This is a genomic window from Pantoea sp. SM3, from assembly GCF_000963995.1.
Classification (GTDB): Bacteria; Pseudomonadota; Gammaproteobacteria; order Enterobacterales; family Enterobacteriaceae; genus Pantoea; species Pantoea rwandensis_B.
On the sequence record NZ_JZRD01000007.1, the window covers coordinates 100408 to 125545 of the forward strand.

Here is a 25138-nt window from a genome sequence, read left to right on the forward strand (position 1 = left end):
ATGGCAGCAAAACACCAGTGAAGTTGTACCCGAATAAATCAAAAGAAAGAGTAACGCGATGAAAGCACCTGCACTGCCTGCGGACGAGTCACGTCGTCTGGCCCAGTTACGTGCGCTCAACATTCTGCACACGCCTGCAGAAGAGCGTTTTGACCGTTTAACCCGCCTTGCCCGTCGTTTATTCGGCGTGCCGGTTGCGCTGGTTAGCCTGTTGGAGGAAGACCACCAGTGGTTCAAATCCATCGCAGGCCAAAGCGCGGCGACCGCACCCCGTAATACGTCGTTCTGTGGTCATGCCGTCCTGCAAGACGATGTGATGGTGGTGGAAAACGCCCTCGAAGATGAGCGCTTCCACGATAATCCGTTGGTGAATACCTCAGAGAATCCCGTGCGTTTCTATGCCGGTTGTCCGCTGCGTACGCCCGCAGGTGCCAAAGTGGGCACGCTCTGTATCGTCGACCACCATGCGCGCGAATTCAATGCGGATGATATGAATACGCTGCGCGATTTGGCCGCGATGGCCGAAGCAGAATTAGTGGCGTTCCAGACAGCGACCTCGGATGAACTCACGCAAATCACCAACCGACGTGGGTTTATGACGCTGGGACAGCTTGCGCTGAATGAGTGCGAAGCCAAACAACTCCCGGCCAGTCTGACCTTCCTCGACCTCGACCGTTTTAAAGCCATCAATGATACGCTCGGCCACCGCGAGGGGGATCGTGCATTGATGGATTTTGCGGATGCGATGAAAGTGAGTTTCCGCCACGCTGATATCTTTGCGCGCCTGGGTGGCGATGAGTTTGTGGTGCTGTTTAACGGCTTACAGCAGGCCGATGCTGAGGGCGTTTTGGCGCGCTTTGATGGCTTCCTGCAAAAGCAAACTCAGGATCTCGACCGCCGCTACGCACTGCACTTCTCATCAGGCATCGTGGAGTTTGACCCCGACCATCCGCTGTCGCTGGAACAGCTGCTGGAAGGCAGCGATGCGCGGATGTACAAAGCCAAAAACGGCAAAAAAAAGCAGGCACAGTAATGCCAGGGCGTGATAAGCACGCCCCTCTGCCACCGCATCTTACTGTGGACGCGCCAGATCGCTAATCAGTGTCTGATTAAACTTCTGCGGCTCTTCCATCTGCGGCGCATGCCCCATACCTGGGAACTCAATTAAATGTGCCCCCGGAATCATCTTTGTCACCTGTTTGCCCAACACATTGTAATGACCTAGCTGCGCTTTGACCGTAGCGGGAGCGATATCGCTGCCAATCGCGGTGGTATCGGCGGTTCCGATCATCAGCGTTGTCGGCACTTTCAGGTCTTTGAATTCGTAATAGACTGGCTGGGTGAAAATCATGTCGTAAATGAGCGCAGAGTTCCACGCCACCTTCTTGTGGCCTGGCCCGTTGTTGAGCCCTGCCAGCATATCCACCCACTTGTCGTACTCCGGCTTCCACTGACCGCTGTAGTAAGTCGTCTGCTCATACTTTTTAATGCCCGCCGCACTGAGCTTCAGTTCGCGCTGATACCACTGATCCACCGAGCGCCACGGCGCGCCTTTGGCTTTCCAATCCTCAAGCCCAATCGGATTCACCAGCACCAGCTTCTGTGTCTGCTGTGGATACATCAGCGCATAGCGCGTCGCCAGCATCCCACCGGTTGAATGCCCGACCATCACCGCTTTAGCCACGCCAAGATGCGCTAACAGTTGATGGGTATTCAGCGCCAGCTGCTGGAAGCTGTATTGGTAGTTGGCAGGTTTCGTCGAGCTGCAAAAGCCAATCTGATCCGGCGCAATGACCCGATATCCCTGCTGGCTAAGCGCTTTGATGGTGTCTTCCCAGGTCGCACCACAAAAATTCTTACCGTGCAGTAGCACCACCGTTTGACCATTGGCCTGCTGCGCGGGTTTGACATCCATATACCCCATGCTCAGCGGTTGCTGCTGAGAGGAGAAATTAAAATGCTCGAGTGTGTAAGGGTAATGAAAACCTTCAAGCTGTTCGCCATACACATTGGCCGCCAATGCAGAGGGGGTGGGTAGCGCTGCCATCGCCGTCAAAATCACGGCAAGTGACTGTTTTATCGGGAAACGAAAAGCCATGCGCATTGCTCCTGAGCTATGAAAAAACCATCAGTCTGGCACGTTAATCGCCAGGACGTATTGATGAGGTGTGCCAGCGCCACGTTTTCTCTAACTGTTAAGCCTGGCAAAGCGATGGAAAATTTGAGTTAAAAATAACGTACGTGATTACGTTAAATATTCAACATCGGTTCAACAAAAACGGCCTTTATTTCACTAAAAGCAAGACCAGTCTTGATGACAAATAATAAAACAGCCAATTCCTTATAAAACTTTACGTTAATCGGATGAATGGAAAGATTAATTATTTTACACTGTGCCCAGTTAATGGAGGATCAAAAAGATGCCGCAAAAATACAACGAAGGGGTTATTGATTCGGTGACCAAATGGATTATGGACAATCTGGATCAGCGCTTAAGCATTGATGATATCGCCGTGAAATCGGGTTATTCCAAATGGTATTTGCAGAAATTATTTGCCCGCTATCATAATGAAACACTGGCACGGTATATCCGTAAAAAGAAACTGGCATGCTGTGTCAGCGAGCTGAAATACAGCAACGCACCGATCATCAGCCTGGCCGTAAAATACCATTTTGAAAGCCAGCAATCGTTCACTCGCTCCTTTAAGCAAGTGATGGGTTGCACCCCACTCTACTGCCGTAAGCGTCAGCTGGGGAGCGAAGCCAAGCAGCAATTGAAAGAGAGTACTGATCCCTGCGTGATTTGCCGTAAGCATGGATTTAACAGCAGTGAGAAAATGAAAGAGGTGAGAGCGCCATCGCTACGTTCAGGTCAATTTCCCTCACGCATTGATTGTGTGATGCGTTAATAAACCGCGTAACTATTTTTCTTTGCAGGATTTGCATAACAACGGATGGTTCGCCATCCGTTGTTAAGAATAACCCTCATTGATCACGCTGAAATAGTCTTCTCATCAGATAGCCTGTCAAAAATGATTCGGGAATAATTTTAGCCGCCCTATTTTCAATGCATTATTATCAATAGGTTGATTTACAAACCATTAATTCACATCCGACCACGAAATGTTTTCCGATATTGTAACGGAGACGTATTCAAATTCTTTTTAAAATGTCGTCTTAACATCAACGGCGAAGAGAATCCGGCTTTTTCAGCGATCAGCTCAACCGGTTGGTCGGTTTTTTCCAAAAATCGCTGCGCCAATGCCAGGCGCTGGTTCACTAACCAATCACTGAAACAGCTGCCGGTGGTTTGGTTAAAACGGCGCGTAAAACTGCGACGGCTCATCAACGCTCTCTCCGCCAACTGATCCAGCGTAAGGGCCTGCTGCAAATTTTCGGTGGCCCAACTGAGCGCCGACATAAATCGATCGTTGCCCGCCGAGTGATAGACCGGCTGCTCAATATATTGCGCCTGGCCGCCCTGCCGATGCGGCGGTACCACCAGCATGCGCGCCACACTATTGGCCACATCCACTCCACACTGTTCACGCACCAGATGCAGGCAGCAATCGATACTCGCTGCAGTGCCCGCTGAGGTCACAATCTGCCCTTCGTCGATATACAACACGTCACGATCAATCGTCACATCGGGGTAAAGCCGTTCAAAATCACTCATCCAACGCCAGTGTGTCGTGGCGCGCTGCTGTTGCAGCAAGCCAGCGGCTCCCAGCACAAAGGCGCCAAGACACAAGCCAACAATCTGAGCACCACGCAGGGCAGCCTGCTGTAACGCTTGCAACAACGCGGGCGGTGGCGCAACGGCAGGATCGCTCCAGCTGGGCACCACCACCATATCCGCTTCGGCCAGCATAGCCAGTTCATGCTCCGCGACAATCGAAAAACCGCTGTTGGTGCGGAGCGGACCGGCGTGGGTGGCACAGATCATTAACCGGTAGCAAGCTCGGCCATCTTCGCGTTCCGCCTTCTCAAACACCGCACAGGGAACGGAAAGATGAAACGGGATGATGTCGTCAAACACCACAATACCGACCTTGATGGGCGCATCCCGGTGCGCCATTTTTGGCGCAAAGTGAACGTTATTTGTCATGCGCAGTACTCCTTCACTTTCGGCACAATCGCCATACTGCTGTGCATCGGAAGTCACCCTGACTTCTCACTCAAAGAGATTATTAGCGATGAAAAATTTTTTTGCTTCAGGAACCTTAGCATTAGCGATGGCAATTTCTGGCAGTGCTATTGCCGAAGAACACAAAGCTGAAAATGCACCGACCATTCGTACAATGAGCGGTGCCACCGCCACCAGCCAGCTGACAGCCAATCAAACCGCGGTCATCGTGATTGATATTCAGAACGAATACTTCGCTGGCGGCAAAATGCCCATTCCAGACGGCATGAAAGCGCTGCAAAACAGTAAGCGCCTGGTTGAGTTTGCACACCAGCATGGCATGCCAGTGTTCTTCGTCCGCCATGAAGGCGCGGCAGATGGCCCGCTGTTCGCCAAAGGCAGCCGCTTCGCTGAATTCCACAAGGATTTGCAGCCGGGCAAAAATGATCGTGTCATTACCAAAGCCACACCCAGTTCTTTTGTGGGAACCGATCTGAAACAACAACTCGACAGTCTGGGCATCAAGCAGTTAATTGTCACCGGTTTGATGACCCATATGTGCGTGTCGTCCACCGCACGTGATGCCGTACCGCTTGGCTACTCGGTCATCATCCCGGAAGATGCCACCGCCACGCGCGATCTGGCGACCTGGGATAACAAGGTGGTCGATCACAAGGTGCTGCAGCAGAGCGCATTGGCAGGCGTTGCTGATGTGTTTGCCGAGATCAAAACCACCGACGCGGTATTAGCGCTGCCCGTTCATTAATCACTGCACTGCTTTACCCGGTAATAACTTTTCAGACATCACCTTGCGGCAGGACAGACTGTCCTGCCGCGCCTGCTGTTGCTGCCCCACTGACAAATCCTGCCACACGCTTTGCAGATGTTGTGCCAGACCTGACTGGAAATGAATTTTCTGCAGCGCATAGTCCGAGTTGCTGCCTTCAATGATCTGCTGCATTGCCTGGGGTGAGTTGTCGCGCCCGTCATGGGTCAAGGTGCAGAACATGGCGATGTAATAGCCTTTGTCTTCATCGCTATAGTGCGGCATCAGCCACCAGACAGCCGCGCTGATGACGATAAGCACGGGCAGAAGGAATTTAAGTTTGAACATGGAATCATGGGCCTGTTTGAAAAAACGCGGCGATCTTAACAGATTCATCGGTTAACAGCCCTTAAACACCCACGGCAACGGCACGGCAAGTGAACGCCGCCTGCGTATTCTCTTAAAGTAACGTTTTCAGAGTTTATTTATTGAGCAGTTCGGCGCTGTTTGTTAATTTTGAGCCACTTTTCGCGCGATTCGCGCTTCATCGTGCCCGCTGTTACAGGGCCAGTTTTTCGCCTTAAAGCGGTAAAAGCTGGGATAGCGGCCGACAGGGTTACAGGAATGATGATGTCCAACCATAAACTTAAAATGCATTTGATTTCGCTGGCGTTGCTGGCGGAAAAAAAACTGACCACACGCAAACGCCTTCCCGCCTACCACCCCTCAGCCGAGCAGGATATTAACTTGCAGGCTCGCGCTAATCCGCCTGCGCCCATTCCGCGTCAGGTCTGGATGTACTGGGAAAGTGAAAAGCTCCCGGCTGAAGTCCAGATTTTTGTCGACAAGATTGCCCGTGAAAACCCTGGCTATACGCTGACGGTGATCAACAATCTCAATCTGCACGACTATTTACCCGACCTGAAGTTTGTCCACGCGGGGATGCGGGCTTCGCACAAAAGCGATGTGATTCGCCTGGAGCTGCTGCATCGTTATGGCGGAATCTGGATGGATGCCACCATTATCCTCAATCGTAGCCTTGATGAGCTGTTAGCGGTGAATGCGGATGAGCGTTATGACCTGGTCGCTTTTTATCGCGAGGAATCCACCCGCGATTGCGCTTATCCGGTGATGGAATCCTGGTTTCTCGCCGCGCCGAAAAACAATGCCTTTATCGGCCGCTGGCTGCACTGCTTCCGCCCGATTGTGGAGTTAGGCTCCGAGGCCTTCTTCCAGCAATTATTGGCGCTGCCGAACTACGACACCATTCTGCAGGGCATCAAGACGCCGGATTATCTGGTGGTGTATATCGCTCAGCAGCAGGCGCTGCGGGAAGAGAATCACTACAACTTCTACTTACGCAAAGCGGAAGCCGGGGCGTTATTGTATCAAACGCTGAGCGGCTGGCGTCCGGTGAAACTGAGCCGCATGCTGATGGTGGATGCTTTACCAGAGGTGTTGCCACCGGTGTACAAACTCACCAGCTTTGACCGCAAATATATCGCGACGCATCTGAAATACGGTGTGGTCAACAGCGATAGCCTGCTGGGGCAAGTATTGCTGCACGAGCAGCCGAAAAACCTGACACCTGCAGCGACGTTAGCGGGTAAAGCCGCTCAATAATGCCAGGTGCGCATCAATGCGCACACTGCAAAAAAACGCGCAATGGGGGGTGTTTCGTGGCCGCCCCCCAATCCGTGGATGTGGGTTGCAACGTCGCTATCAGGCAAAACCTAGCATTAGTGCTGTAGCGACGCCGTTACGCAGCGCCAGGCATTAGCGCTGTAACCTCACCATCAAGCTGAACTTCGTATTCGCGCAGTAGCATCGCCATTAATGGTGACGTGATACTTTACAGCGCCTGCGCGCACGCCCACGCTGAACTCCACGCCCACTGGAAGTTATATCCACCGAGCCAACCGGTGACATCCACCACTTCGCCGATGAAGTAAAGGCCGGGCACGTCACGCGCTTCCATGGTTTTGGAAGAGAGCTGCGTGGTATCGACGCCGCCCATCGTCACTTCGGCGGTACGGTAGCCTTCGGTGCCATTTGGCTGCACGCGCCACTGATGCAACGTGGTGACCAACTCGGCCTGCTGCTTACTGTTGAGTTGTTTCAGGGTGACATCCGGGATCTGCTTCAACTCCTGCAACACTTCCACCAGTCGCTTTGGCAAAATTTTCGCCAGGCTGTTTTTCAGGCTGAGGTTCGGATGTGCCTCGCGCTGCACGTTGATGAAATCATCGAGCGAGGTCTCCGGCGACAGATTAATGGTGACAAATTCCCCTGGCTGCCAGTAGCTGGAAATTTGCAGCACCGCCGGACCCGACAAGCCGCGATGGGTAAACAGCATCGCTTCTTTAAACAGCGTGCCGTCCTGCGCCGTAATGGTGGTGGGCAGCGCCACACCCGACAGCGTGTTTAACTGCTCCAGCAACGGCTTATGCAGGGTGAAAGGCACCAGTGCAGCGCGCGTCGGAAAGACTTTCAAACCAAACTGCTCGGCCACTTTGTAGCCAAACGGCGTTGCCCCGAGACCCGGCATCGATAATCCCCCACTCGCGATCACCAGCTTTTCTGCCTGCACCTCGGAGCCATTCAGCTGTAGCCTGTAGCCATTTTCATCACGCGTCACGCTTAGCACTTCACTGCGCAAACGCACGGTGACTTGTCCGTCTTCGCACTCTTTTAACAGCAGATCCACAATCTGCTGCGCCGAATCATCGCAGAACAGTTGGCCAAGTGTTTTCTCGTGATACGCAATCTTGTGGCGATTCACCAGATCGATGAAGTCCCACTGGGTGTAACGCGCCAGTGCCGACTTGCTGAAATGCGGGTTGTGCGAGAGATATGCCGCCGGTTCAGTGTACATATTGGTGAAGTTACAGCGGCCACCGCCGGACATCAGGATTTTACGTCCCGCCTTTTTGCCGTTATCCAGCAACAGCACACGACGACCCAACTGCCCTGCCTGCGCGGCACAGAACATGCCGGCAGCGCCTGCACCTATTACGATAACGTCAAACTTGTCCACAGTGCTTAATCCACATAATTGAAAGGCGGTGATTGTAGAGATCTGCGGCATTTCGCGCCAGCGTCAAAAAAATGCCGTAAATGTGTCATATTGTAACTCGCTTATTTTTCAGTCTTTTTACCTTGTCTGACGGGGTTTGTGGCAATTTTAAGACAAAAAAGGGCTATATTTTCCTTTCACATCATGCGGGTTGTCGCCGATAATGCGCCGCGTTCATGTCCTCCAAAAAATGGCGTAACGTTTATGCTACATCTGTTCGCTGGTCTTGACCTCAGTACCGGCCTGTTTTTGGTATTAGCTCTGCTGTTTGTCTTGTTCTATGAGGCAATCAACGGTTTCCACGACACTGCTAACGCAGTCGCTACAGTCATTTATACCCGCGCGATGCGGGCGCAATTGGCGGTTGTGATGGCGGGTGTTTTCAACTTCTTAGGCGTTTTGCTGGGTGGTTTAAGCGTGGCCTATGCCATCGTGCATATGCTGCCAACGGATTTACTGCTGAATGTAGGTTCTGCGCATGGCCTCGCCATGGTGTTCTCCATGCTACTGGCAGCCATCATCTGGAACCTTGGCACCTGGTATCTGGGCTTGCCGGCATCCAGTTCTCACACCTTGATTGGCGCGATTATCGGTATTGGTCTCACCAATGCACTGATGACCGGCACCTCGGTCGTTGACGCACTCAACCTGCCGAAAGTGATCAATATTTTCCTGTCTCTGATTCTGTCACCGATTGTCGGTCTGGTGATTGCGGGTTCATTGATTTTCATCCTGCGTCGTTACTGGAGCGGAACCCCTAAACGTTCGCGCATCCATATGACACCGGCTGACCGTGAAAAGATCGATGGCAAGAAGAAGCCACCCTTCTGGACGCGTATTGCCTTGATCGTCTCAGCGATTGGCGTGAGCTACTCCCACGGTGCGAACGATGGTCAGAAAGGCATTGGCTTGATTATGCTCGTGCTGATTGGTGTGGCACCCGCTGGTTTCGTGGTCAACATGAACGCTTCGGGTTATGACATCACGCGTACGCGCGATGCGGTCAATCATCTGGAGCAGTATTACCAGCAGCATAGTGATTCACTCACGCATATCGTCCAGATGGCGCCGCCAGCGGTGCCAACGCCGGAAGAATCTGTGGGCGGTCCGCATGAGTTCCATTGCGATAGCAGCCGTGCGCTACAGGCTATTAATCGTGCCCAACTCTTGCTGACCAATCTGAACAGCTATGACCAACTGACAGTTGATCAGCGCAGTCAGATGCGTCGCCTGCTGATGTGCGTCTCGGACACGGCCGATAAAGCGGCGAAGCTGCCAGAGACCACCCCGGACGATAAGCGCTTCCTCAACAAGCTGAAGGGCGATTTGCTGGGCACCGTCGAGTACGCACCGATCTGGATCATCATGGCTGTGGCGTTAGCGCTGGGCATTGGCACCATGATTGGCTGGCGTCGCGTGGCGACCACCATCGGTGAGAAAATCGGTAAGAAAGGCATGACCTATGCGCAAGGCATGTCAGCGCAGGTCACTGCGGCCGTGTCGATTGGTATCGCGAGCTATACCGGAATGCCGGTTTCGACCACGCATATCCTGTCGTCATCGGTTGCCGGTACCATGCTGGTTGATGGCGGGGGATTACAGAGCCGCACTATCAAAAACATCGCCATGGCGTGGGTGTTCACCCTGCCGGTGTGTATTGTGCTGTCAGGTTCGCTCTACTGGATCGCGCTGAAAATTATCTAAGCCGTCAACGGCAAACAAGAGGGCGACTGTTCAACACAGGTTGCCCTTTTTTATTGCCGCTATTTAATGCCAGATCGCCAGGCCAACCAGACTCACCACCACCAAAAAACAGAGCCCGCTGGTCAAGACAAACTGCCTGCGCACGCGCTCGCAGCGGCGAATAAATTCGTCGTCGTGATGATCGCGATAGCGTTTATCCCAGATATAACGCACCAGTCGCACCTGCTTGCTCGGCTGACCATGAGACGTGAAGAAACCCGCCCCATCCACATATTGATACAGCAGCGGATCGCAACCGCGCAGCACAGCCAATAGCGAGCGCAAAGAAGAGAAGTAGCGCGCCATATTCACCAGACAAACAACACACAGAGCCCAAAAAAGCGCGATAGTGCTGATCATGTTCCCCTCCCAGCTGGAGCCGCAATGACGTCGAAGGCAGCGGGGAAATGCTGTAGACGCCCCACGGGAAATTAACCAGCCACAGATGAATTGAATTGCATTGTTGTTATGCGAGCCCGAGCGCGTTACCCAGACGGCAGTGGCACTCATTTTCAGTGTAGGAGATCTGTTCAATTTTTTTCCAGCGATGATTTTCGTTCACCGCGAGTGAAAATTGCGATAGCGCTTGATCTTCCTCACAAGCGAGCCGTGGATTGCAGCATTTGTTAACAACTCTGGCTATACTCAACACATAAGAACAGAACGCCTGCAGGGCATAAATTGTGGTTGGTGGCGCTTCATCGCTGTTTCGCGCAAAGGATTTCGCTCGCCGAGCGGCGGGAATTCAGGTAGCCCCAGAATCTTGAGAAGGAGTTTTATCATGGCTTATAAACACATCCTGATTGCAGTAGACCTTTCCCCGGAAAGCCAGTTGCTGGTTGATAAAGCCGTTTCACTGGCCCGTCCTTATGATGCAAAAATCTCGCTGATCCACGTTGATGTGAACTATTCAGACCTCTACACCGGGCTGATTGACGTTAACTTGGGCGACATGCAGAAACGCATTTCTGAAGAGACGCACACCGCGCTGAAAGAGCTTTCTACCAACGCCGGTTATCCGATCAGTGAAACCCTGAGCGGCAGCGGCGATCTCGGCCAGGTGCTGGTGGATGCGATTAAGAAATATGAAGTGGATTTAGTGGTCTGTGGCCACCACCAGGATTTCTGGAGCAAGCTGATGTCATCCGCGCGACAGCTGATCAACACGGTACATATCGATATGCTGATTGTGCCGCTGCGTGACGAAGAAGACGAATAAAAACAGGGCCAATAATGGCCCTGGTTTCTTGGTAGTGGCGTAATGCATCGCGCGTCTTTAAACCCCGCGCGATAAATTACGTCACGATGCCAGCAGGCAGACTCATACCAACGGCGGATAAATATCAAAGCGATGGCTTTTGGTGACCACCGCCGATTGGGTTGCAACACCGGCTAATGGCGGCGCGTAATCCGGACGTTTCACCACAATACGTTTCTTCGCCAGACGGCGAGCGGGTTCCAGCAGCGCATCGGCGTCATCATCGGCACCGACCAGCGACTGAAACACCCGCATCTCCTTCTTCACCATCGCGCTCTTTTGACGATGGGGATACATCGGATCGAGATACACCACATCTGGTGCAGGCGTGATATCACTTAACGCCTGTTGGCTCACCACATGCAGCAGCGTCAGACGTTCACGCAGCCAGCCGCCGATCTCCGCATCTTCATAGCCACGACGCAAACCATCATCCAGCAGAGCCGCAACCACCGGATGGCGTTCCAGCATGCGCACCCGGCAACCCAGCGCTGCCAGCACAAAGGCATCGCGCCCCAATCCTGCCGTCGCGTCGATCACGTCCGGCAAATAGCCACCTTTAATGCCCACCGCTTTCGCCACCGCCTCGCCGCGACCGCCACCAAACTTGCGGCGATGCGCCATGGCACCGGTGACAAAATCCACGAAGATACCGCCTAGTTTAGGCTCATCCCGTTTGCGCAGTTCCAGGCGTTCCGGCGTGAGCACCAGTGCCATCACGGACTGATCGTCATGCTGCAAGCCCCAGCGCTGCGCCAGATGTAATAAGGCGCCGTCTCCGGCGCCTGATTCATCGATTAAACCGATTTTCACAAGCAGGCTTATCCCTGAATTCCGTAGTGTTCCAGCATCGCGTCCAGCTGTGGTTCACGGCCACGGAAGCGTTTGAACAGCTCCATTGGCTCTTCGGAACCGCCACGCGTCAGGATGTTGTCGAGGAACGACTGGCCGGTTTCACGGTTGAAGATGCCCTCTTCTTCGAAGCGTGAGTAAGCATCCGCTGCCAGCACATCCGCCCACAGGTAGCTGTAGTAGCCTGCGGCATAACCGCCAGCGAAGACGTGGCTAAACGCATGCGGGAAACGGCCCCACTCCGGGCTTGGCACCACGGCAACCTGCTTCTTCACTTCACGCAGGGTTTCAAGGATCTGCGCGCCTTTTTCCGGATTGAATTCGGTGTGCATACGGAAATCGAACAGGCCGAACTCCAGCTGACGCAGGATAAACAGCGCCGCCTGATAGTTCTTCGCCGCCAGCATCTTATCCAGCAGATCTTTCGGCAACGGTTCGCCGGTCTCGTAATGGCCGGAGATAAACGCCAGCGCGTCCGGCTCCCAGCACCAGTTTTCCATAAACTGGCTTGGCAGCTCGACCGCATCCCACGGTACACCGCTGATACCCGACACGCCCGGCGCTTCGATGCGCGTCAGCATGTGGTGCAAGCCGTGCCCAAACTCATGGAACAAGGTGGTGACTTCATCGTGGGTAAACAGCGCAGGTTTGCCCTGTACCGGACGGTTGAAGTTACAGGTGAGGTACGCCACTGGCTTCTGCAAGCTGCCGTCGGCTTTACGCATCTGACCGACGCAATCGTCCATCCACGCCCCGCCACGCTTGTGCTCACGCGCATACAGGTCAAGATAGAAACTGCCGCGCAGCTCGCCGCTTTCATCGAACAGGTCGAAGAAGCGCACGTCTGGGTGGTAAACATCGACGTCTTTACGCTCTTTGGCGGTAATGCCATAAATGCGTTTCACCACTTCGAACAGACCGCTCACCGCACGCTCTTCCGGGAAGTACGGACGCAGTTGCTCATCGCTGATGGTGTACAGATGCTGTTTTTGTTTTTCACCGTAGTAAGTGAGATCCCACGGATTCATCTCGTCAACGCCATACTCTTTTTTGGCGAAGGCGCGCAGCTGGGCTAACTCTTTCTCACCTTGCGGACGCGCACGTTTAGCGAGGTCGGTCAGGAAGTCGATCACCTGCGCCGGATTTTCCGCCATTTTGGTCGCCAGTGATTTATGCGCGAAGGAGTCAAAGCCGAGCAGCTGTGCCAGCTCGTGACGCAATGCCAGCTCTTCGCCCATGATCGGGCCGTTATCCCATTTACCGGCATTTGGACCCTGCTCAGAAGCACGCGTTGAATAAGCGCGGTACATCTCTTCACGCAGCGCCGCGTTGTCGCAGTAGGTCATCACTGGCAGGTAGCTTGGGATATCCAGCGTCAGCAACCAGCCTTCCTGCTCTTTGGCTTCGGCCTGCGCTTTCGCCGCGGCCAGCGCGCTTTCCGGCATGCCCGCCAGATCCGCTTCGTCGGTGATCAGCTTGCTCCAGCCCATGGTGGCGTCGAGCACGTTGTTGCTGTAAGTCGAACCGAGTTCAGACAGACGCGCCGCGATTTCGCCATAGCGTTTCTGTTTTTCTTTATCGAGACCGATACCGGACAGCTCAAAATCACGCAGTGCGTTCTCCACCGCTTTCTTCTGGGGGATATCCAGCGCAGCATAGTTGTCGCCTTGCTTCAGATCGCGATAAGCCTGATACAGGCCTTCATGCTGGCCTACCCAGGTGCTGTATTCGGACAGCAGCGGCAGCGTTTGCTCGTAAGCTTCACGCAGTTCCGGGCTGTTCTTCACCGAGTTGAGATGGCTCACCGGTGAGAAAATGCGGCTTAAGTGGTCATCCACTTCCGCCAATGGCTGCACTAAATTGTCCCAAGTGTAAGGTGCACCCTGTGCTACAACGCGTTCAACTTCAGCGCGGCAGTTGTTCAGCGCTTCAGTCACAGCAGGAACCACGTGCTCAGGTTTGATCGCGGAAAACGGCGGAAGCGTGTAAGGGGTGAGTAACGGATTGGTCATAAGCGCAGTCCTTTCTTCATGGAGTGGGGGTGGCGCGCAATGGCGCGACGCAATCTTTCTAACATGCGGTCAGTGAACGTGAAAATCAATGCTACTGAGAATGGACCGGTAAAGAAAAAAGCGCGAGCGCCGAAACGTCAGCAATTTTTACGCAGCGCGGCTATAATCGCGCCACACACGATGTTTTTTATCTCCTTTGATCCAACCGCGGACCCCTCTTTTTTATGCTGAGTTATCGCCACAGTTTTCATGCCGGCAACCATGCCGACGTGCTCAAACATACCGTTGAAAGCCTGATCCTCACCGCCCTGATGGAGAAGGAAAAACCTTTCCTCTATCTGGATACCCACGCCGGTGCCGGACGTTACCAGCTGAGCGGAGAGCACGCCGAGCGTACCGGTGAATATCTGGAAGGCATTGCGCGCATCTGGCAGCAGCCGGACGCGCCAGAACTGCTGAAGCCTTATCTGACGGCCGTTCGCAACCTCAATCCGCATGGCACCTTGCGCTACTATCCAGGCTCGCCGCTGATCGCCCGCTACCTGCTGCGTGAACAGGACAAGCTGGAGCTGACCGAACTGCACTCCAGCGACTATCCGCTGTTGCGTTCTGAATTCAGTAAAGATGCGCGCGCACGCGTAGCGCGTGGCGACGGCTATCAGCAGTTAAAAGCCAAACTGCCTCCGCAGAGCCGCCGTGGTCTGATTCTGATCGATCCGCCGTACGAAATGAAAAGCGATTATCAGGACGTGGTGAAAGGCATTCAGGAAGGTTACAAACGCTTTGCCACCGGTGTGTATGCGCTGTGGTATCCAGTGGTGCTGCGCCAGCAAATTAAGCACATGATCAAAGACCTGGAAGCCAGCAACATCCGCAACATTCTGCAGATCGAACTGGCGGTGCGCCCGGATAGCGATCAACGCGGTATGACCGCCTCCGGCATGATCGTGATTAACCCGCCGTGGAAACTGAAAGCGCAGATGGAAGAACTGTTGCCGTGGCTGCATAAGAAGCTGGTGCCGGCGGGTACTGGTCACTACAGCGTCACGCAAATCGTTCCAGAATAACGTGCTGATCGGGTGCGGCTCCCCGGCCGCCCTTTGCCGTTGCCCTTCTAAGGACACTCTTTATGTGGATCATTCTGGCTGGCGCACTCACTGTGCTGTCGCCTGCCAAACGCCTTGCCGTACTACTGCTGTTATTGGCGACGATAATGGGCCTGTTCCAGGATGTGCTGGACTGGCCTGCTCTCGCCATTTTAGGTGCTATCGCTTTGCTGGCGTGGGTGCGGGTGGAAAATCCCACCAACCGTGCGGTGCTGCTCATCAGCGAAGCACTGCTGGTGTTGATCGCCGGCGGCCTGTTCCTGCACCTGTTGCCGGGCTTTAACAACCCGCGCCAGATCGAGGTGATGCAGGTTGGCCCCAACAGTGTGCCATTCAGCTTCTACTACAACTTTGATAAAGCGCTGATTCCCTTTGTGCTGCTGGCTGCGTTGCCCACGCTGTTCCGTACGCAGAAATTTCCCGCACCGCACAAGATTCTGTGGCTGCTGTTATTGGCGGCAATCCCGCTGCTGCTGTACGTCGCCGTGCTGCTGGGTGGACTGGCGATTGAGCCACACTGGCCGGACTGGCTCGGCAGCTTTATGCTGGCAAACCTGTTCTTTGTCTCGCTGGCAGAAGAGGCGTTCTTCCGCGGCTATGTGCAACAGCGCCTGCGCCAGAAAATCGGTGGCGTGGCGGCGCTGTTGATTGCGTCAGTGCTGTTTGGACTGGCGCATTTCCCTGGCGGGATGATGTTAGTGGTCTTCGCGACTCTGGCCGGGTTGATTTACGGCCTGGCGTGGCACTGGAGCGGGCGCGTGTGGGTCGCCACCGGCGTCCACTTCCTGTTCAACATGACGCACCTGCTGTTCTTCACCTATCCGGCGTTACAGCATTAAATCTCGAACACCGCGAAATCCCGTGCCAGCTCGGTCGCTGCAAATACCGACTGGCACTCCGCCAGCAGTCTCTCCCGATCGCTCGACAAATAACGCGAACTGAAGTGCGTGGCGATCATGCGTTTTGCACCTGCCAGTTTTGCTACTTCGGCAGCCTGAATCGTGGTGGAGTGGCCGCGACCATTGGCTTTTTCGGCCATTGCGGCTTCCAGCGTGGTTTCGTGTACCATCACATCCGCACCAGCCGCCAGCTCAAGCGCCACTTCGGTCGGACCGGTATCACCGAATATCGCCACCACTTTGCCCCTGGTCGCCGGGCCAAGATACGCCGCGCCATTAATCTCACGCCCGTCTTCTAGCCGGATGGATTTGCCCTCTTTCAAATCCTGATACCAGGGCCCACGCGGCACGCCTTCTGCTTTCAGTCGTGGCGCATCAAGAAAGCCCGGCTTGTCATGCTGCTCAATGCGATAGCCATAGCACTCGACCACATGATTCATTGGATAGGCAATGACGCGGAACTCGCCATCATCCAGCACTTCGCCCGCTTCAATTTCCACGATCTCCAGCGGAAATCCGGTGTAAGAGCCACTGAGGCTGAGTGCTGTCTCGACGAACTGTTTGATGCCTTTCGGACCATATACCGTCATCGGCTCCAGCAGCCCGGCCATTGAGCGGCTGGTCAGTAAACCCGGCAGGCCAAAGATGTGGTCACCGTGCAGATGGGTAATAAAGATTTTTTCCAGCTTGCTCGGCTTGAGTGCAGAGCGCATAAACTGGTGCTGAGTGGCTTCGCCGCAGTCGAACAGCCAGGTATCGCCCCGTTTTGACAGCGTCAGCGCAATCGCCGTGACGTTACGTTGCAGGCTCGGCGCACCCGCGCCGGTGCCGAGAAAAGTCAGATGCATAGTTTTCTTCCATGTAAGCGAAACCTGAATAGAACCCTATCATAATCATAGGTGCAAACTTTGCGCCGCTTGTGTAAGCAGCGTTACACTCTATGCCAATTTTCTTCCAACAGATGGACACAACGGATGACCAGACATTTTGACTACCTCGCCATCGGCGGCGGCAGCGGCGGTATCGCCTCGATTAACCGTGCAGCTATGCATGGCCAGAAATGCGCGCTGATCGAAGCGAAAGAATTGGGCGGCACCTGTGTCAACGTTGGCTGCGTGCCGAAAAAGGTGATGTGGCATGCCGCGCAGATTGCCGAAGCCATCCACCTGTACGGCCCGGACTACGGTTTCGATACCACCGTGAACCATTTTGACTGGTCAGTGCTGGTGAAAAACCGCAGCGCTTACATCGACCGTATTCATACCTCATACGATAACGTGCTGGGTAAAAATAACGTTGAAGTGATCAAAGGCTTCGCCCGCTTTATTGATGCTAATACCGTGGAAGTGAACGGCGAAACCATCACGGCCGATCACATCCTGATCGCCACCGGCGGCCGTCCAAGCCATCCCAAAGTACCTGGCGCGGAATACGGTATCGACTCTGACGGCTTCTTCGAGCTGGATGCGCTGCCGAAGCGTGTTGCGGTGGTGGGCGCAGGCTATATCGCGGTGGAGTTGGCCGGTGTGGTCAACGCACTGGGTGCCGAAACCCATCTGTTTGTGCGCAAACACGCGCCGCTGCGCAGCTTCGATCCGCTGATTGTCGATACGCTGGTAGAAGTGATGCAGGCCGAAGGCCCAACGCTGCATACCGAGTCGATTCCAAAAGCGGTGATCAAGAACGCTGACGGCAGCCTGACGCTGCAACTGGAAAGCGGTCATGAGCAAACCGTCGATTGCCTGGTGTGGGCGATTGGTCGCGAACCGGCTACCGACAATCTCAACCTCTCCGCGACCGGCGTGGCGCTGAACGACAAAGGCTATATCAACGTTGATAAGTTCCAGAACACCAACGTGAAGGGCATTTATGCGGTCGGTGACAACACCGGTGCTGTGGAGTTGACGCCAGTGGCCGTCGCCGCAGGGCGTCGTCTGTCAGAACGCCTGTTCAACAACAAGCCCGACGAGCACCTGGATTACAGCAATGTGCCAACCGTGGTATTCACCCATCCACCGATTGGTACCGTTGGATTGACCGAACCGCAGGCGCGCGAGCAGTACGGCGACGATCAGGTGAAAGTGTATAAATCTTCCTTCACCGCGATGTACACCGCTGTCACCCAGCATCGCCAGCCGTGCCGCATGAAGCTGGTGTGTGTCGGCGCGGAGGAGAAGATTGTCGGCATTCACGGTATCGGTAACGGTATGGATGAGATGCTGCAAGGCTTCGCAGTGGCACTGAAGATGGGCGCTACCAAGAAAGACTTCGACAACACCGTGGCGATTCACCCGACGGCGGCAGAAGAGTTTGTCACCATGCGTTGATGAATGGGGCGGCATTTGCCGCCCTTTTTACTGCATCTGCAGCACCGGCACTTCTACAACTGTCACTTCCTGCTCGCCGCTCTCCATCAGGCGGAACACCGTTTCCATCATGCCTGCCACATCCTGTTTCACCATGCTGATGTCTTTACACAGCAGCGCGACGAACGGGTCCCAGTCGAAACAGCCAATCGCCGGATGTTTATCATCAGATAACAGACCCTCAGCACGCAGAAACTGCACCACCCCTTCCAGCGAAATGGTCGAGTTCACAAACAGGCCAAATTGCCCCGTTACATACTGCTGAAAGTGATTTTTCAACGCCGTTTGCGCTTTTTCCGGCTCATAGCCACACAGCAGCAAATTCTCCTCCGGCACGGAAATGCCTCGTTCCTGATGTGCTGCCAAAAAGCCGCGCAGGCGCTCTTTACTGTTGTGATCGCTGGCGCGTCCGCCGACAAAAATCAGCGGCTGCGGACACTTCTCCAGCAGGCTGCGCGTCAGGCTCAATGCGCCATTGAAGTTATCCGAAATCACTGAAGGGGCCAGCGAACCGGGCAGATCAAGATTCAGCGAGGGTACCCCCGCGGCCTGACAGAGTACAGTGATACGATCGGGATCGGTTGCCCCCGTCACCACCATGTAGTCCACCTGCCAGGAGAGCATGGTGCGCGCCGCTTCCAGCTCCAAACCCGGATCGCGCTGCGTGCAGGTAATCACCGGGAACAGACCGCGATCGCGCGCCATCTGCTCAAAACGTTCCACGATTGAGCCAAAATAACGGTTGTCGTATTTGGGCACGATCATACCGATGGTTTTCGAGCGCGTGGTGCGCAGCATGCTGGCCTGTCGATTTAATGCGTAGCCTTGCTCTTCTGCAATCCGGCTGACTTTCTCTGCGGTAGTGGCACTGATGCGTCGCTTCTTCCAGTTCCCACTCAAAATCGCGCTCACCGCGCTTGCCGAAACCCCCGTGAGTTCCGCGAGGTCATAAATGGTGGTTTTCTTGTTTTTGCCGATCCCCGTCACAGAACCCATCCCTTTATTGCGCTTTTTGTTGCTGGTTAAAAGTCGGGGTGATACTTGTGCTTCATCGATTGAGCACCACCCAAAACGCCATTGATAAAGGATTATAAGATGAACTCGAACCTCTTCTCCATGCATAACCCACTCAACGGAAAAGTCGCCGCCATTACTGGCGCTGCCTCCGGTATCGGTCTGGAATGCAGCAAAGTGCTGCTGCAGGCCGGGGCGAAAGTCGTCCTGATCGATCGCGATGGCGACAAGTTGCAGCAGCTGGTGGCGGAACTGGGTCCACAAGCGCTGCCGCTGCAGATTGACCTGATGGACGGCAAACAGGTTGACGGGATTCTCGATGACATTCTCAAGCTGGCGGGCCGCCTCGATATTTTCCACGCCAATGCCGGTGCCTACATTGGCGGGCCGGTGGCGGAAGGCGATCCCGATATCTGGGATCGCGTACTGAAACTCAACACCAGCGCGGCCTTTCGCTGTGTGCGTTCGGTGCTGCCGCATCTGATCGCGCAGAAATCGGGGGACATCATTTTCACCAGTTCGATTGCGGGCGTGGTGCCAGTGGTCTGGGAACCGATCTACACCGCATCTAAATTTGCGGTGCAGGCTTTTGTGCATTCAACCCGTCGTCAGGTGGCGCAGCATGGTGTGCGCGTCGGTGCAGTGCTGCCGGGGCCGGTGGTCACTGCCCTGCTCGATGACTGGCCGCAGGAGAAGCTGGAGGACGCGCTGGCCAATGGCAGCCTGATGCAGCCCATTGAAGTAGCGGAATCGGTGCTGTTTATGGTGACGCGTTCGCCGGGTGTCACGGTGCGCGATATCGTTATCCTCCCCAACAGCGTTGACCTGTAACCAGCCGAGGTGCAGCAGCATGAGTAACGAAAAATATTTGATTGGTGTCGATGTGGGTTCGGCCAGCGCTCGTGCGGGCGTGTTTGACCGCGCGGGAAATCTGCTCGGTCATGCAAAGCAGTCCATCACCACCTTCCGCGCCCACGGTCATGTGGTGGAGCAATCCGCCAATGAGATTTGGCAGGCGGTCAGCCGCTGCGTGCGCGAGGCGGTGGCCACTGCCGCTATCGATCCCGCTGCGGTGGCGGGCATTGGCTTCGATGCCACCTGCTCGCTGGTGGTGATCGATGAACAGGGGCAACCGTTGCCCGTTAGCCCGGATGGCGAGGCGGAGCGCAATATCATTGTGTGGATGGATCATCGCGCGACGCAGCAGGCCGATGCCATCAACGCGACGAAACATCCGGTGCTCGACTATGTGGGCGGACGCATCTCACCGGAGATGGAGATGCCAAAGCTATTGTGGCTGAAAACATACAACCCGCAGACGTTCCAGGCCGCCGCTCACTTCTTTGACCTGACCGATTACCTGAGCTGGCGCGCGTCGGGCGATAGTACCCGTTCGTCCTGCACCGTCACCTGTAAATGGAACTATCTGGCGCATGAACAGCGCTGGGATAGCGACTACTTCCACGCCATTGGTTTACCGGAATTCGCCCAGGAGAAGTTTGCGCGCATTGGGCAACGCATCGTCGAGCCTGGCACGCCATGTGGAAGCGGTTTAACCACTCAGGCCGCCGCCGACTTCGGTTTACCCGCAGGCACGCCAGTGGCCGCTGGGTTAATCGATGCCCATGCAGGTGGCGTCGGTACGTTGGGCGCAGATGGCAGCCCGGAAGACAAACTCGCCTACGTATTTGGCACCTCATCCTGCACCATGACACCCACGCGTGAGGCCGCATTTGTGCCAGGTGTGTGGGGCCCGTATTACTCGGCGATGGTGCCGGGTTTATGGTTGAGTGAAGGTGGACAAAGCGCGGCGGGCGCCGCCATCGATCGCCTGCTGGAGATGCATCCAGCGGCTGCAAGGGCACAGCAGGCCGCCGATACCGCTGGCCTTTCACTGCCGGTGTACCTCGCGGAACAGGCTTTGCAGCACGCTCGCGGTGAATCAGCAACGGTGGATTTAGTCGAAGGTCTGCATATCGTGCCGGAATTTGCGGGTAATCGCGCCCCCTTTGGCGACCCTTACGCGCGAGCGGTGATTTGCGGTTTGGGCATGGATAATGACGAGGCCAGCCTGATCGCACTGTATATCGCTGGCTTGTGCAGCCTCGGCTACGGCCTGCGCCAAATCATTGAGGCGCAAACCAGCAAAGGCATTGTCACGCAGTCGATTGTCATCAGCGGCGGCGCGGGGCAACACTCGTTGGTACGCCAACTGCTGGCGGACAGCTGCCAGCTTCCTGTGCAATCCACCCACTGCCCTGAGCCGGTATTACTGGGTTCAGCGATTCTTGCCGCTGCCGCCAGTGGCGTATATTCCGACGTCACCTCGGCGATGGCCAACATGACCACCGATGAAAAGGGCTGGCATCCGGAGCCGTCGGTTTCGCCACTGCATCAGCACCGTTATGATGCATTTAAATTATTGCAGAGTACCGCGCGTAATATTCGTCAGATAAGCGAATAAACGTCGAATAATATTTCCGTGCGCCGCACAAACGTCGGTGCACGGTTATTTCACCCTGCCATTTCCTGCAAGATAAAATTTAATTTCTTCACTACTCAAGCTTACGCCACCGGGATACTATTAATCCCTTAGCTAGCGCACTTCGCGCTGGCATTTTTATGCATTTTTTAAGGCAAGGGGAGCAGCATGTTTATCGGTATTAAGCCGTGGTTCGAGGTTCAGGCAACCGCATGAATATCATCAGCATTATTATGTCTGCGGGCAAAGCCTCGGTAGATGTCGCGTTGTACACGCTTATTCCTATCATGGTGGTGATGCTATTCATCATGAAATATCTGGAAGTGAAAGGCGTGCTGGATTTTGTGGTTCGTCATTCCACTCCGTTATTAAAACCTTTGGGTATTACCGGGCTGGCGTTATTTGCCCTGATCCAACTGAACTTTGTCAGTTTCGCTGCGCCGTTAGCGGCATTAGCGATTATGGAAAAGCGCGGCACCTCCGATCGTCATATGGCGGCCACGCTGGCGATGCTGTTTGCCATGGGGCAAGCCAACGCGTTTTATCCGTTGATTCCCGCAGGACTGAACTGGACTGCGGCACTGCTGATCTCCATCTGCGGCGGCGTGCTGGCCGCAGCGGCCACTTACCACTTCTTTGGCCGCAAACTTTCTGATGCGGCGCTGCTCAATGAAGATGAAGCCGTTGCGAATAATGAAAGCAAGATGGGGCTGATTGCCATCATCAACAGTGCGGGTGCGGATGCGATTCGCCTGGCGCTGGGCTCACTGCCGATGCTGATTCTGTCTCTTTCGGTGGTCGGCATTTTGAAAGAATCCGGTGGCATTGAGATGCTCACCCGGCTGGTTTCTCCGCTGCTGGATAGGCTCAACATCTCCGAAGTCTACATTCTGCCTGCCCTGACCAAATGTCTGGCAGGCGGTACTGCGTATTACGGCGTGGTGGCGGGATTGGTGGAAAAGGGGCTCTACAGCGCGCATAACATTAATGCCTCGGCGGGCTGGTTGATTCAGACCTTTGACCTGCCGGGTATTGGTATCTTCCTGGGTCTGTCGAGCCGTTTCCCGCGTCTGTTTCGTTTCGCCGTGCCGGGCATTATTCTTGGCATCGCGCTACGCGGTGTGGCACACGCCCTGATATTTTAATTAACCCTGGCGCTGAAAGGCTTATTCAGCGCCCTGTTTAAATAACACTACAATTCCCGCGTGTTATTTTAAATTAACCCTATACATTCCATCGTTATTTTCATCAGTTGCAAAGCTTTTAAATATCGTACTATTATCGCCAGCATGGTTTTGCAAAAAAATTAATCCCGACTTAATATCCGGTTAATTAATTCCTTAATTTCATTGCAGGTAATATTCCTGCACGTCATCTATTGATACGCAGATAGGGTAGATCCATGAGCGGTAAACAAATAACGTGGAATGGCGGGTTACAACCTGAAGCCATCGACATTCTGTCACAAGACGGCGGTATGATTGTGAGCCCAACGAAAGTCGGTTACATCATCATGACCTCCGATAAAGCCGGGTTAGAGCGTAAGTTCGAAGCCAAGCAGCGCAAGCGCAACAAGCCTGGCGTAGTGCTGTGTGGCTCGCTGGAACAACTGCGTTCACTGGCTCAACTGACGCCGGAAATTGACCAGCTTTATCAGCAGCATTGGGATCAAGATATCCTGCTGGGCTGTATTTTACCGTGGCGCGAAGAGGCGCTGGCGCGTATTCCGGCTGACGGTTCTAAAGAACTGATGATGGATGGACGCCAGACCAGCTGCTTCGTGATTAAATTTGGCCGTCCCGGTGAAAATATTGCGAAAGCGCTGTGGGAAGAGCACGGGAAATTCTCCTTCGCCAGTTCCGCCAACCCATCGGGTCAGGGAAACCGTGGTCTGGTTGAAGGTATTGGCGAACGTATTGAAGCGCGTGCTGATTTAATTATTGAAGCCAATGACTACGTGAAATCCATTCAGCCCAACGACGAAAATAAAGTGCGCTACGAACAGGGTGTGATGGTGTCGATGGTGGATAGCGAAGGTCGTCTGATCCCGCAGCAAAACGGTGAACGTAAAATCACGCCGTGCCCGGTGCTGATTCGTAAAGGCCTGGATGTCGATAAAATCATGGCGCTGCTGTCAGATATCTTCCCATCATGGGATTACCGCCACGGTGATTACTACTGATGTGCTGACGCCTGTTTCCTTATAGGGGAAACAGGCTCACCTTATTACCACTCCACCGTAATCTTGCCGAAATGCCCTGCTGACTGCTGATGTTTAAACGCCGCTGGCAGGTCGCTCAAGGTACCGTAGCTGTCGCTGATCACGGGGCGAATACCGGTTTGCTCTAACGCCCGCACAAAGTCCTGCTGCTGACGGCGATGCCCGACAATCAGGCCCTGAATACGTGCCTGTTTTGCCATTAACAGCGAGGTGGGGATCACCCCTTCGCGCCCGGTCAGTACGCCAATCAGCGCAATATGACCGCCGACGCGCACTGCCTCGATCGACTGCGCCATGGTGCCCGGCCCACCGAGTTCAATCACCACATCGGCCCCCTTGCCATCCGTCAGCTGTTGAACGGCTTTGCCCCACTCCGGCGTGCTGCGATAGTTGATGCCCGCATCGGCACCCAGCGCCTGTGCTCTGGCGAGCTTCTCATCTGACGAGGAGGTGACAATCACCCGTGCACCCATCGCTTTGGCAATTTGCAGTGCGGTGATCGACACGCCGCCGGTACCGAGCGTGACGATGGTATCGCCCGCTTTGATTTGTGCATCCCCTACCAATGCGCGCCACGCCGTCAGGCCGGACGTGGTAATGGTTGCCGCTTCAGCATGGCGCCAGCCACGCGGGGCGAGCGTAAAGTGATGGGCCGGACGCACCACCACTTCAGCGGCAAAACCATTTGCTCCATCGCCGGGTGTCTGGGTGAAATTGCCGACCTGGGCAAAGGGTAAACCGTCCTGCCACTGCGGGAAGAAGCAGGACACCACGTGGTCACCGGGCTTAAAGTCCGTGACGCCCGCCCCGACCTCTTCGACCACACCCGCGCCGTCCGCCATCATGATGCGATCCTGCTCGGTAGGAATCGATCCATCAGCCACCAGCAGATCGTGGAAGTTGAGTGACGTCGCGTGGATCGCCACGCGGATCTCTCCGGCGGCGGGTTTACCCGGATCGGGCAGATCCGCCAGTTGCAGATGCGCTAAACCACCGGGCTGTTTCAGGATCATCGCTTGCATGATTGCAGTTCTCCTTGGTAACGGTCGCCATAAATGGCAACCCTACAATGTTGGGTGCAGTGTGTTCGATCAGATACATGGCGACCCCACCCTGTTGGATGCCGTGTATACGACCAGATAAATGGCAATCCCAGGGTTTCATGTTCAATCGTAGGGTGCGCATTTATGCGCACCTGGTAAAAACTGACGCTAAGT

General features: G+C 54.7%; 23 protein-coding genes. 13 read left to right on the forward strand and 10 right to left on the reverse strand.

From position 1 onward, the window contains the following. The first annotated feature begins 58 nt into the window (after window positions 1–58). On the forward strand, window positions 59–1033 hold the full coding sequence (locus VI01_RS04240; RefSeq protein ID WP_045814090.1) for a diguanylate cyclase: 975 nt from the start codon (window positions 59–61) through the stop codon (window positions 1031–1033). Window positions 1034–1072: 39 nt separating this feature from the next. On the opposite strand, the gene VI01_RS04245 is transcribed toward VI01_RS04240, so the two are convergent. Next, the gene (locus VI01_RS04245; protein WP_045814091.1) at window positions 1073–2098 is read right to left on the reverse strand and encodes an alpha/beta fold hydrolase; all 1026 of its coding nucleotides are present in this window, start codon (window positions 2096–2098) and stop codon (window positions 1073–1075) included. A gap of 322 nt (window positions 2099–2420) precedes the next feature. Between VI01_RS04245 and VI01_RS04250 the strand changes: the two genes are divergently transcribed. Further along, on the forward strand, window positions 2421–2909 hold the full coding sequence (locus VI01_RS04250; protein ID WP_045814092.1) for a helix-turn-helix domain-containing protein: 489 nt from the start codon (window positions 2421–2423) through the stop codon (window positions 2907–2909). 197 nt (window positions 2910–3106) lie between these two features. On the opposite strand, the gene VI01_RS04255 is transcribed toward VI01_RS04250, so the two are convergent. Next, the gene (locus VI01_RS04255; protein WP_045814093.1) at window positions 3107–4108 is read right to left on the reverse strand and encodes a GlxA family transcriptional regulator; all 1002 of its coding nucleotides are present in this window, start codon (window positions 4106–4108) and stop codon (window positions 3107–3109) included. 88 nt (window positions 4109–4196) lie between these two features. On the opposite strand from VI01_RS04255, the gene VI01_RS04260 reads away from it, so the two are divergent. Beyond that, window positions 4197–4892: a cysteine hydrolase family protein gene (locus VI01_RS04260; protein ID WP_045814094.1), complete on the forward strand. Its 696-nt coding sequence runs from the start codon at window positions 4197–4199 to the stop codon at window positions 4890–4892. Here VI01_RS04260 and VI01_RS04265 read toward each other — a convergent pair whose 3' ends face one another. Then, entirely contained in the window at window positions 4893–5240 is a 348-nt protein-coding gene (locus tag VI01_RS04265; protein ID WP_045814175.1) for a hypothetical protein, read from the reverse strand. Window positions 5241–5522: 282 nt separating this feature from the next. Between VI01_RS04265 and VI01_RS04270 the strand changes: the two genes are divergently transcribed. Next, window positions 5523–6515: a glycosyltransferase family 32 protein gene (locus VI01_RS04270; protein ID WP_045814095.1), complete on the forward strand. Its 993-nt coding sequence runs from the start codon at window positions 5523–5525 to the stop codon at window positions 6513–6515. Window positions 6516–6744: 229 nt separating this feature from the next. Here VI01_RS04270 and VI01_RS04275 read toward each other — a convergent pair whose 3' ends face one another. Beyond that, complete coding sequence (locus VI01_RS04275) at window positions 6745–7929, reverse strand: NAD(P)/FAD-dependent oxidoreductase (protein WP_038649818.1); 1185 nt, start codon at window positions 7927–7929, stop codon at window positions 6745–6747. 243 nt (window positions 7930–8172) lie between these two features. Between VI01_RS04275 and pitA the strand changes: the two genes are divergently transcribed. Next, entirely contained in the window at window positions 8173–9672 is a 1500-nt protein-coding gene (pitA, locus tag VI01_RS04280; RefSeq protein ID WP_045814097.1) for an inorganic phosphate transporter PitA, read from the forward strand. Between the two features lie 63 nt (window positions 9673–9735). On the opposite strand, the gene uspB is transcribed toward pitA, so the two are convergent. Then, window positions 9736–10071, reverse strand: a complete 336-nt coding sequence (uspB, locus tag VI01_RS04285) for a universal stress protein UspB (RefSeq protein ID WP_034819764.1) — start codon at window positions 10069–10071, stop codon at window positions 9736–9738. Window positions 10072–10492: 421 nt separating this feature from the next. On the opposite strand from uspB, the gene uspA reads away from it, so the two are divergent. Further along, complete coding sequence (gene uspA, locus VI01_RS04290) at window positions 10493–10930, forward strand: universal stress protein UspA (protein ID WP_045814098.1); 438 nt, start codon at window positions 10493–10495, stop codon at window positions 10928–10930. A gap of 102 nt (window positions 10931–11032) precedes the next feature. Here the strand turns inward: uspA and rsmJ are convergent, their stop codons facing one another. Both rsmJ and prlC read right to left on the reverse strand, forming a co-directional pair. Further along, a complete protein-coding gene (gene rsmJ / locus VI01_RS04295; RefSeq protein WP_045814099.1) occupies window positions 11033–11782 on the reverse strand; it encodes a 16S rRNA (guanine(1516)-N(2))-methyltransferase RsmJ in 750 nt (249 codons plus the stop codon). An 8-nt stretch (window positions 11783–11790) separates the two neighbouring features. After that, window positions 11791–13833 carry an oligopeptidase A gene (gene prlC / locus VI01_RS04300; protein ID WP_045814100.1) on the reverse strand — a complete coding sequence of 681 codons (2043 nt, stop codon included), beginning with the start codon at window positions 13831–13833 and terminating at the stop codon, window positions 11791–11793. 224 nt (window positions 13834–14057) lie between these two features. Between prlC and VI01_RS04305 the strand changes: the two genes are divergently transcribed. Next, complete coding sequence (locus VI01_RS04305) at window positions 14058–14900, forward strand: 23S rRNA (adenine(2030)-N(6))-methyltransferase RlmJ (RefSeq protein ID WP_045814101.1); 843 nt, start codon at window positions 14058–14060, stop codon at window positions 14898–14900. 62 nt (window positions 14901–14962) lie between these two features. After that, a complete protein-coding gene (locus VI01_RS04310) occupies window positions 14963–15778 on the forward strand; it encodes a CPBP family intramembrane glutamic endopeptidase (RefSeq protein WP_045814102.1) in 816 nt (271 codons plus the stop codon). Here the strand turns inward: VI01_RS04310 and rnz are convergent. Then, entirely contained in the window at window positions 15775–16686 is a 912-nt protein-coding gene (gene rnz, locus VI01_RS04315; protein WP_045814103.1) for a ribonuclease Z, read from the reverse strand. The genes VI01_RS04310 and rnz overlap by 4 nt on opposite strands. Before the next feature lie 126 nt (window positions 16687–16812). Between rnz and gorA the strand changes: the two genes are divergently transcribed. Continuing rightward, entirely contained in the window at window positions 16813–18165 is a 1353-nt protein-coding gene (gene gorA, locus VI01_RS04320; protein ID WP_045814104.1) for a glutathione-disulfide reductase, read from the forward strand. A 27-nt stretch (window positions 18166–18192) separates the two neighbouring features. Here gorA and VI01_RS04325 read toward each other — a convergent pair whose 3' ends face one another. Further along, window positions 18193–19191, reverse strand: coding sequence for a LacI family DNA-binding transcriptional regulator (locus VI01_RS04325; RefSeq protein WP_045814176.1), 999 nt, complete (start codon window positions 19189–19191; stop codon window positions 18193–18195). 108 nt (window positions 19192–19299) lie between these two features. Between VI01_RS04325 and VI01_RS04330 the strand changes: the two genes are divergently transcribed. The 4 genes from VI01_RS04330 (at window position 19300) to VI01_RS04345 (ending at window position 23882) form a co-directional block, all read left to right on the forward strand. Continuing rightward, entirely contained in the window at window positions 19300–20049 is a 750-nt protein-coding gene (locus tag VI01_RS04330) for an SDR family oxidoreductase (protein WP_167540443.1), read from the forward strand. A 19-nt stretch (window positions 20050–20068) separates the two neighbouring features. After that, window positions 20069–21682, forward strand: coding sequence for an FGGY-family carbohydrate kinase (locus VI01_RS04335; RefSeq protein WP_045814105.1), 1614 nt, complete (start codon window positions 20069–20071; stop codon window positions 21680–21682). 230 nt (window positions 21683–21912) lie between these two features. Beyond that, the gene (locus VI01_RS04340) at window positions 21913–22845 is read left to right on the forward strand and encodes a nucleoside recognition family protein (RefSeq protein WP_038644224.1); all 933 of its coding nucleotides are present in this window, start codon (window positions 21913–21915) and stop codon (window positions 22843–22845) included. A gap of 257 nt (window positions 22846–23102) precedes the next feature. Continuing rightward, entirely contained in the window at window positions 23103–23882 is a 780-nt protein-coding gene (locus VI01_RS04345) for an L-threonylcarbamoyladenylate synthase (RefSeq protein ID WP_045814106.1), read from the forward strand. Window positions 23883–23926: 44 nt separating this feature from the next. Here VI01_RS04345 and VI01_RS04350 read toward each other — a convergent pair whose 3' ends face one another. Next, complete coding sequence (locus VI01_RS04350; RefSeq protein WP_045814107.1) at window positions 23927–24943, reverse strand: NAD(P)-dependent alcohol dehydrogenase; 1017 nt, start codon at window positions 24941–24943, stop codon at window positions 23927–23929. Window positions 24944–25138 lie beyond the last annotated feature (195 nt).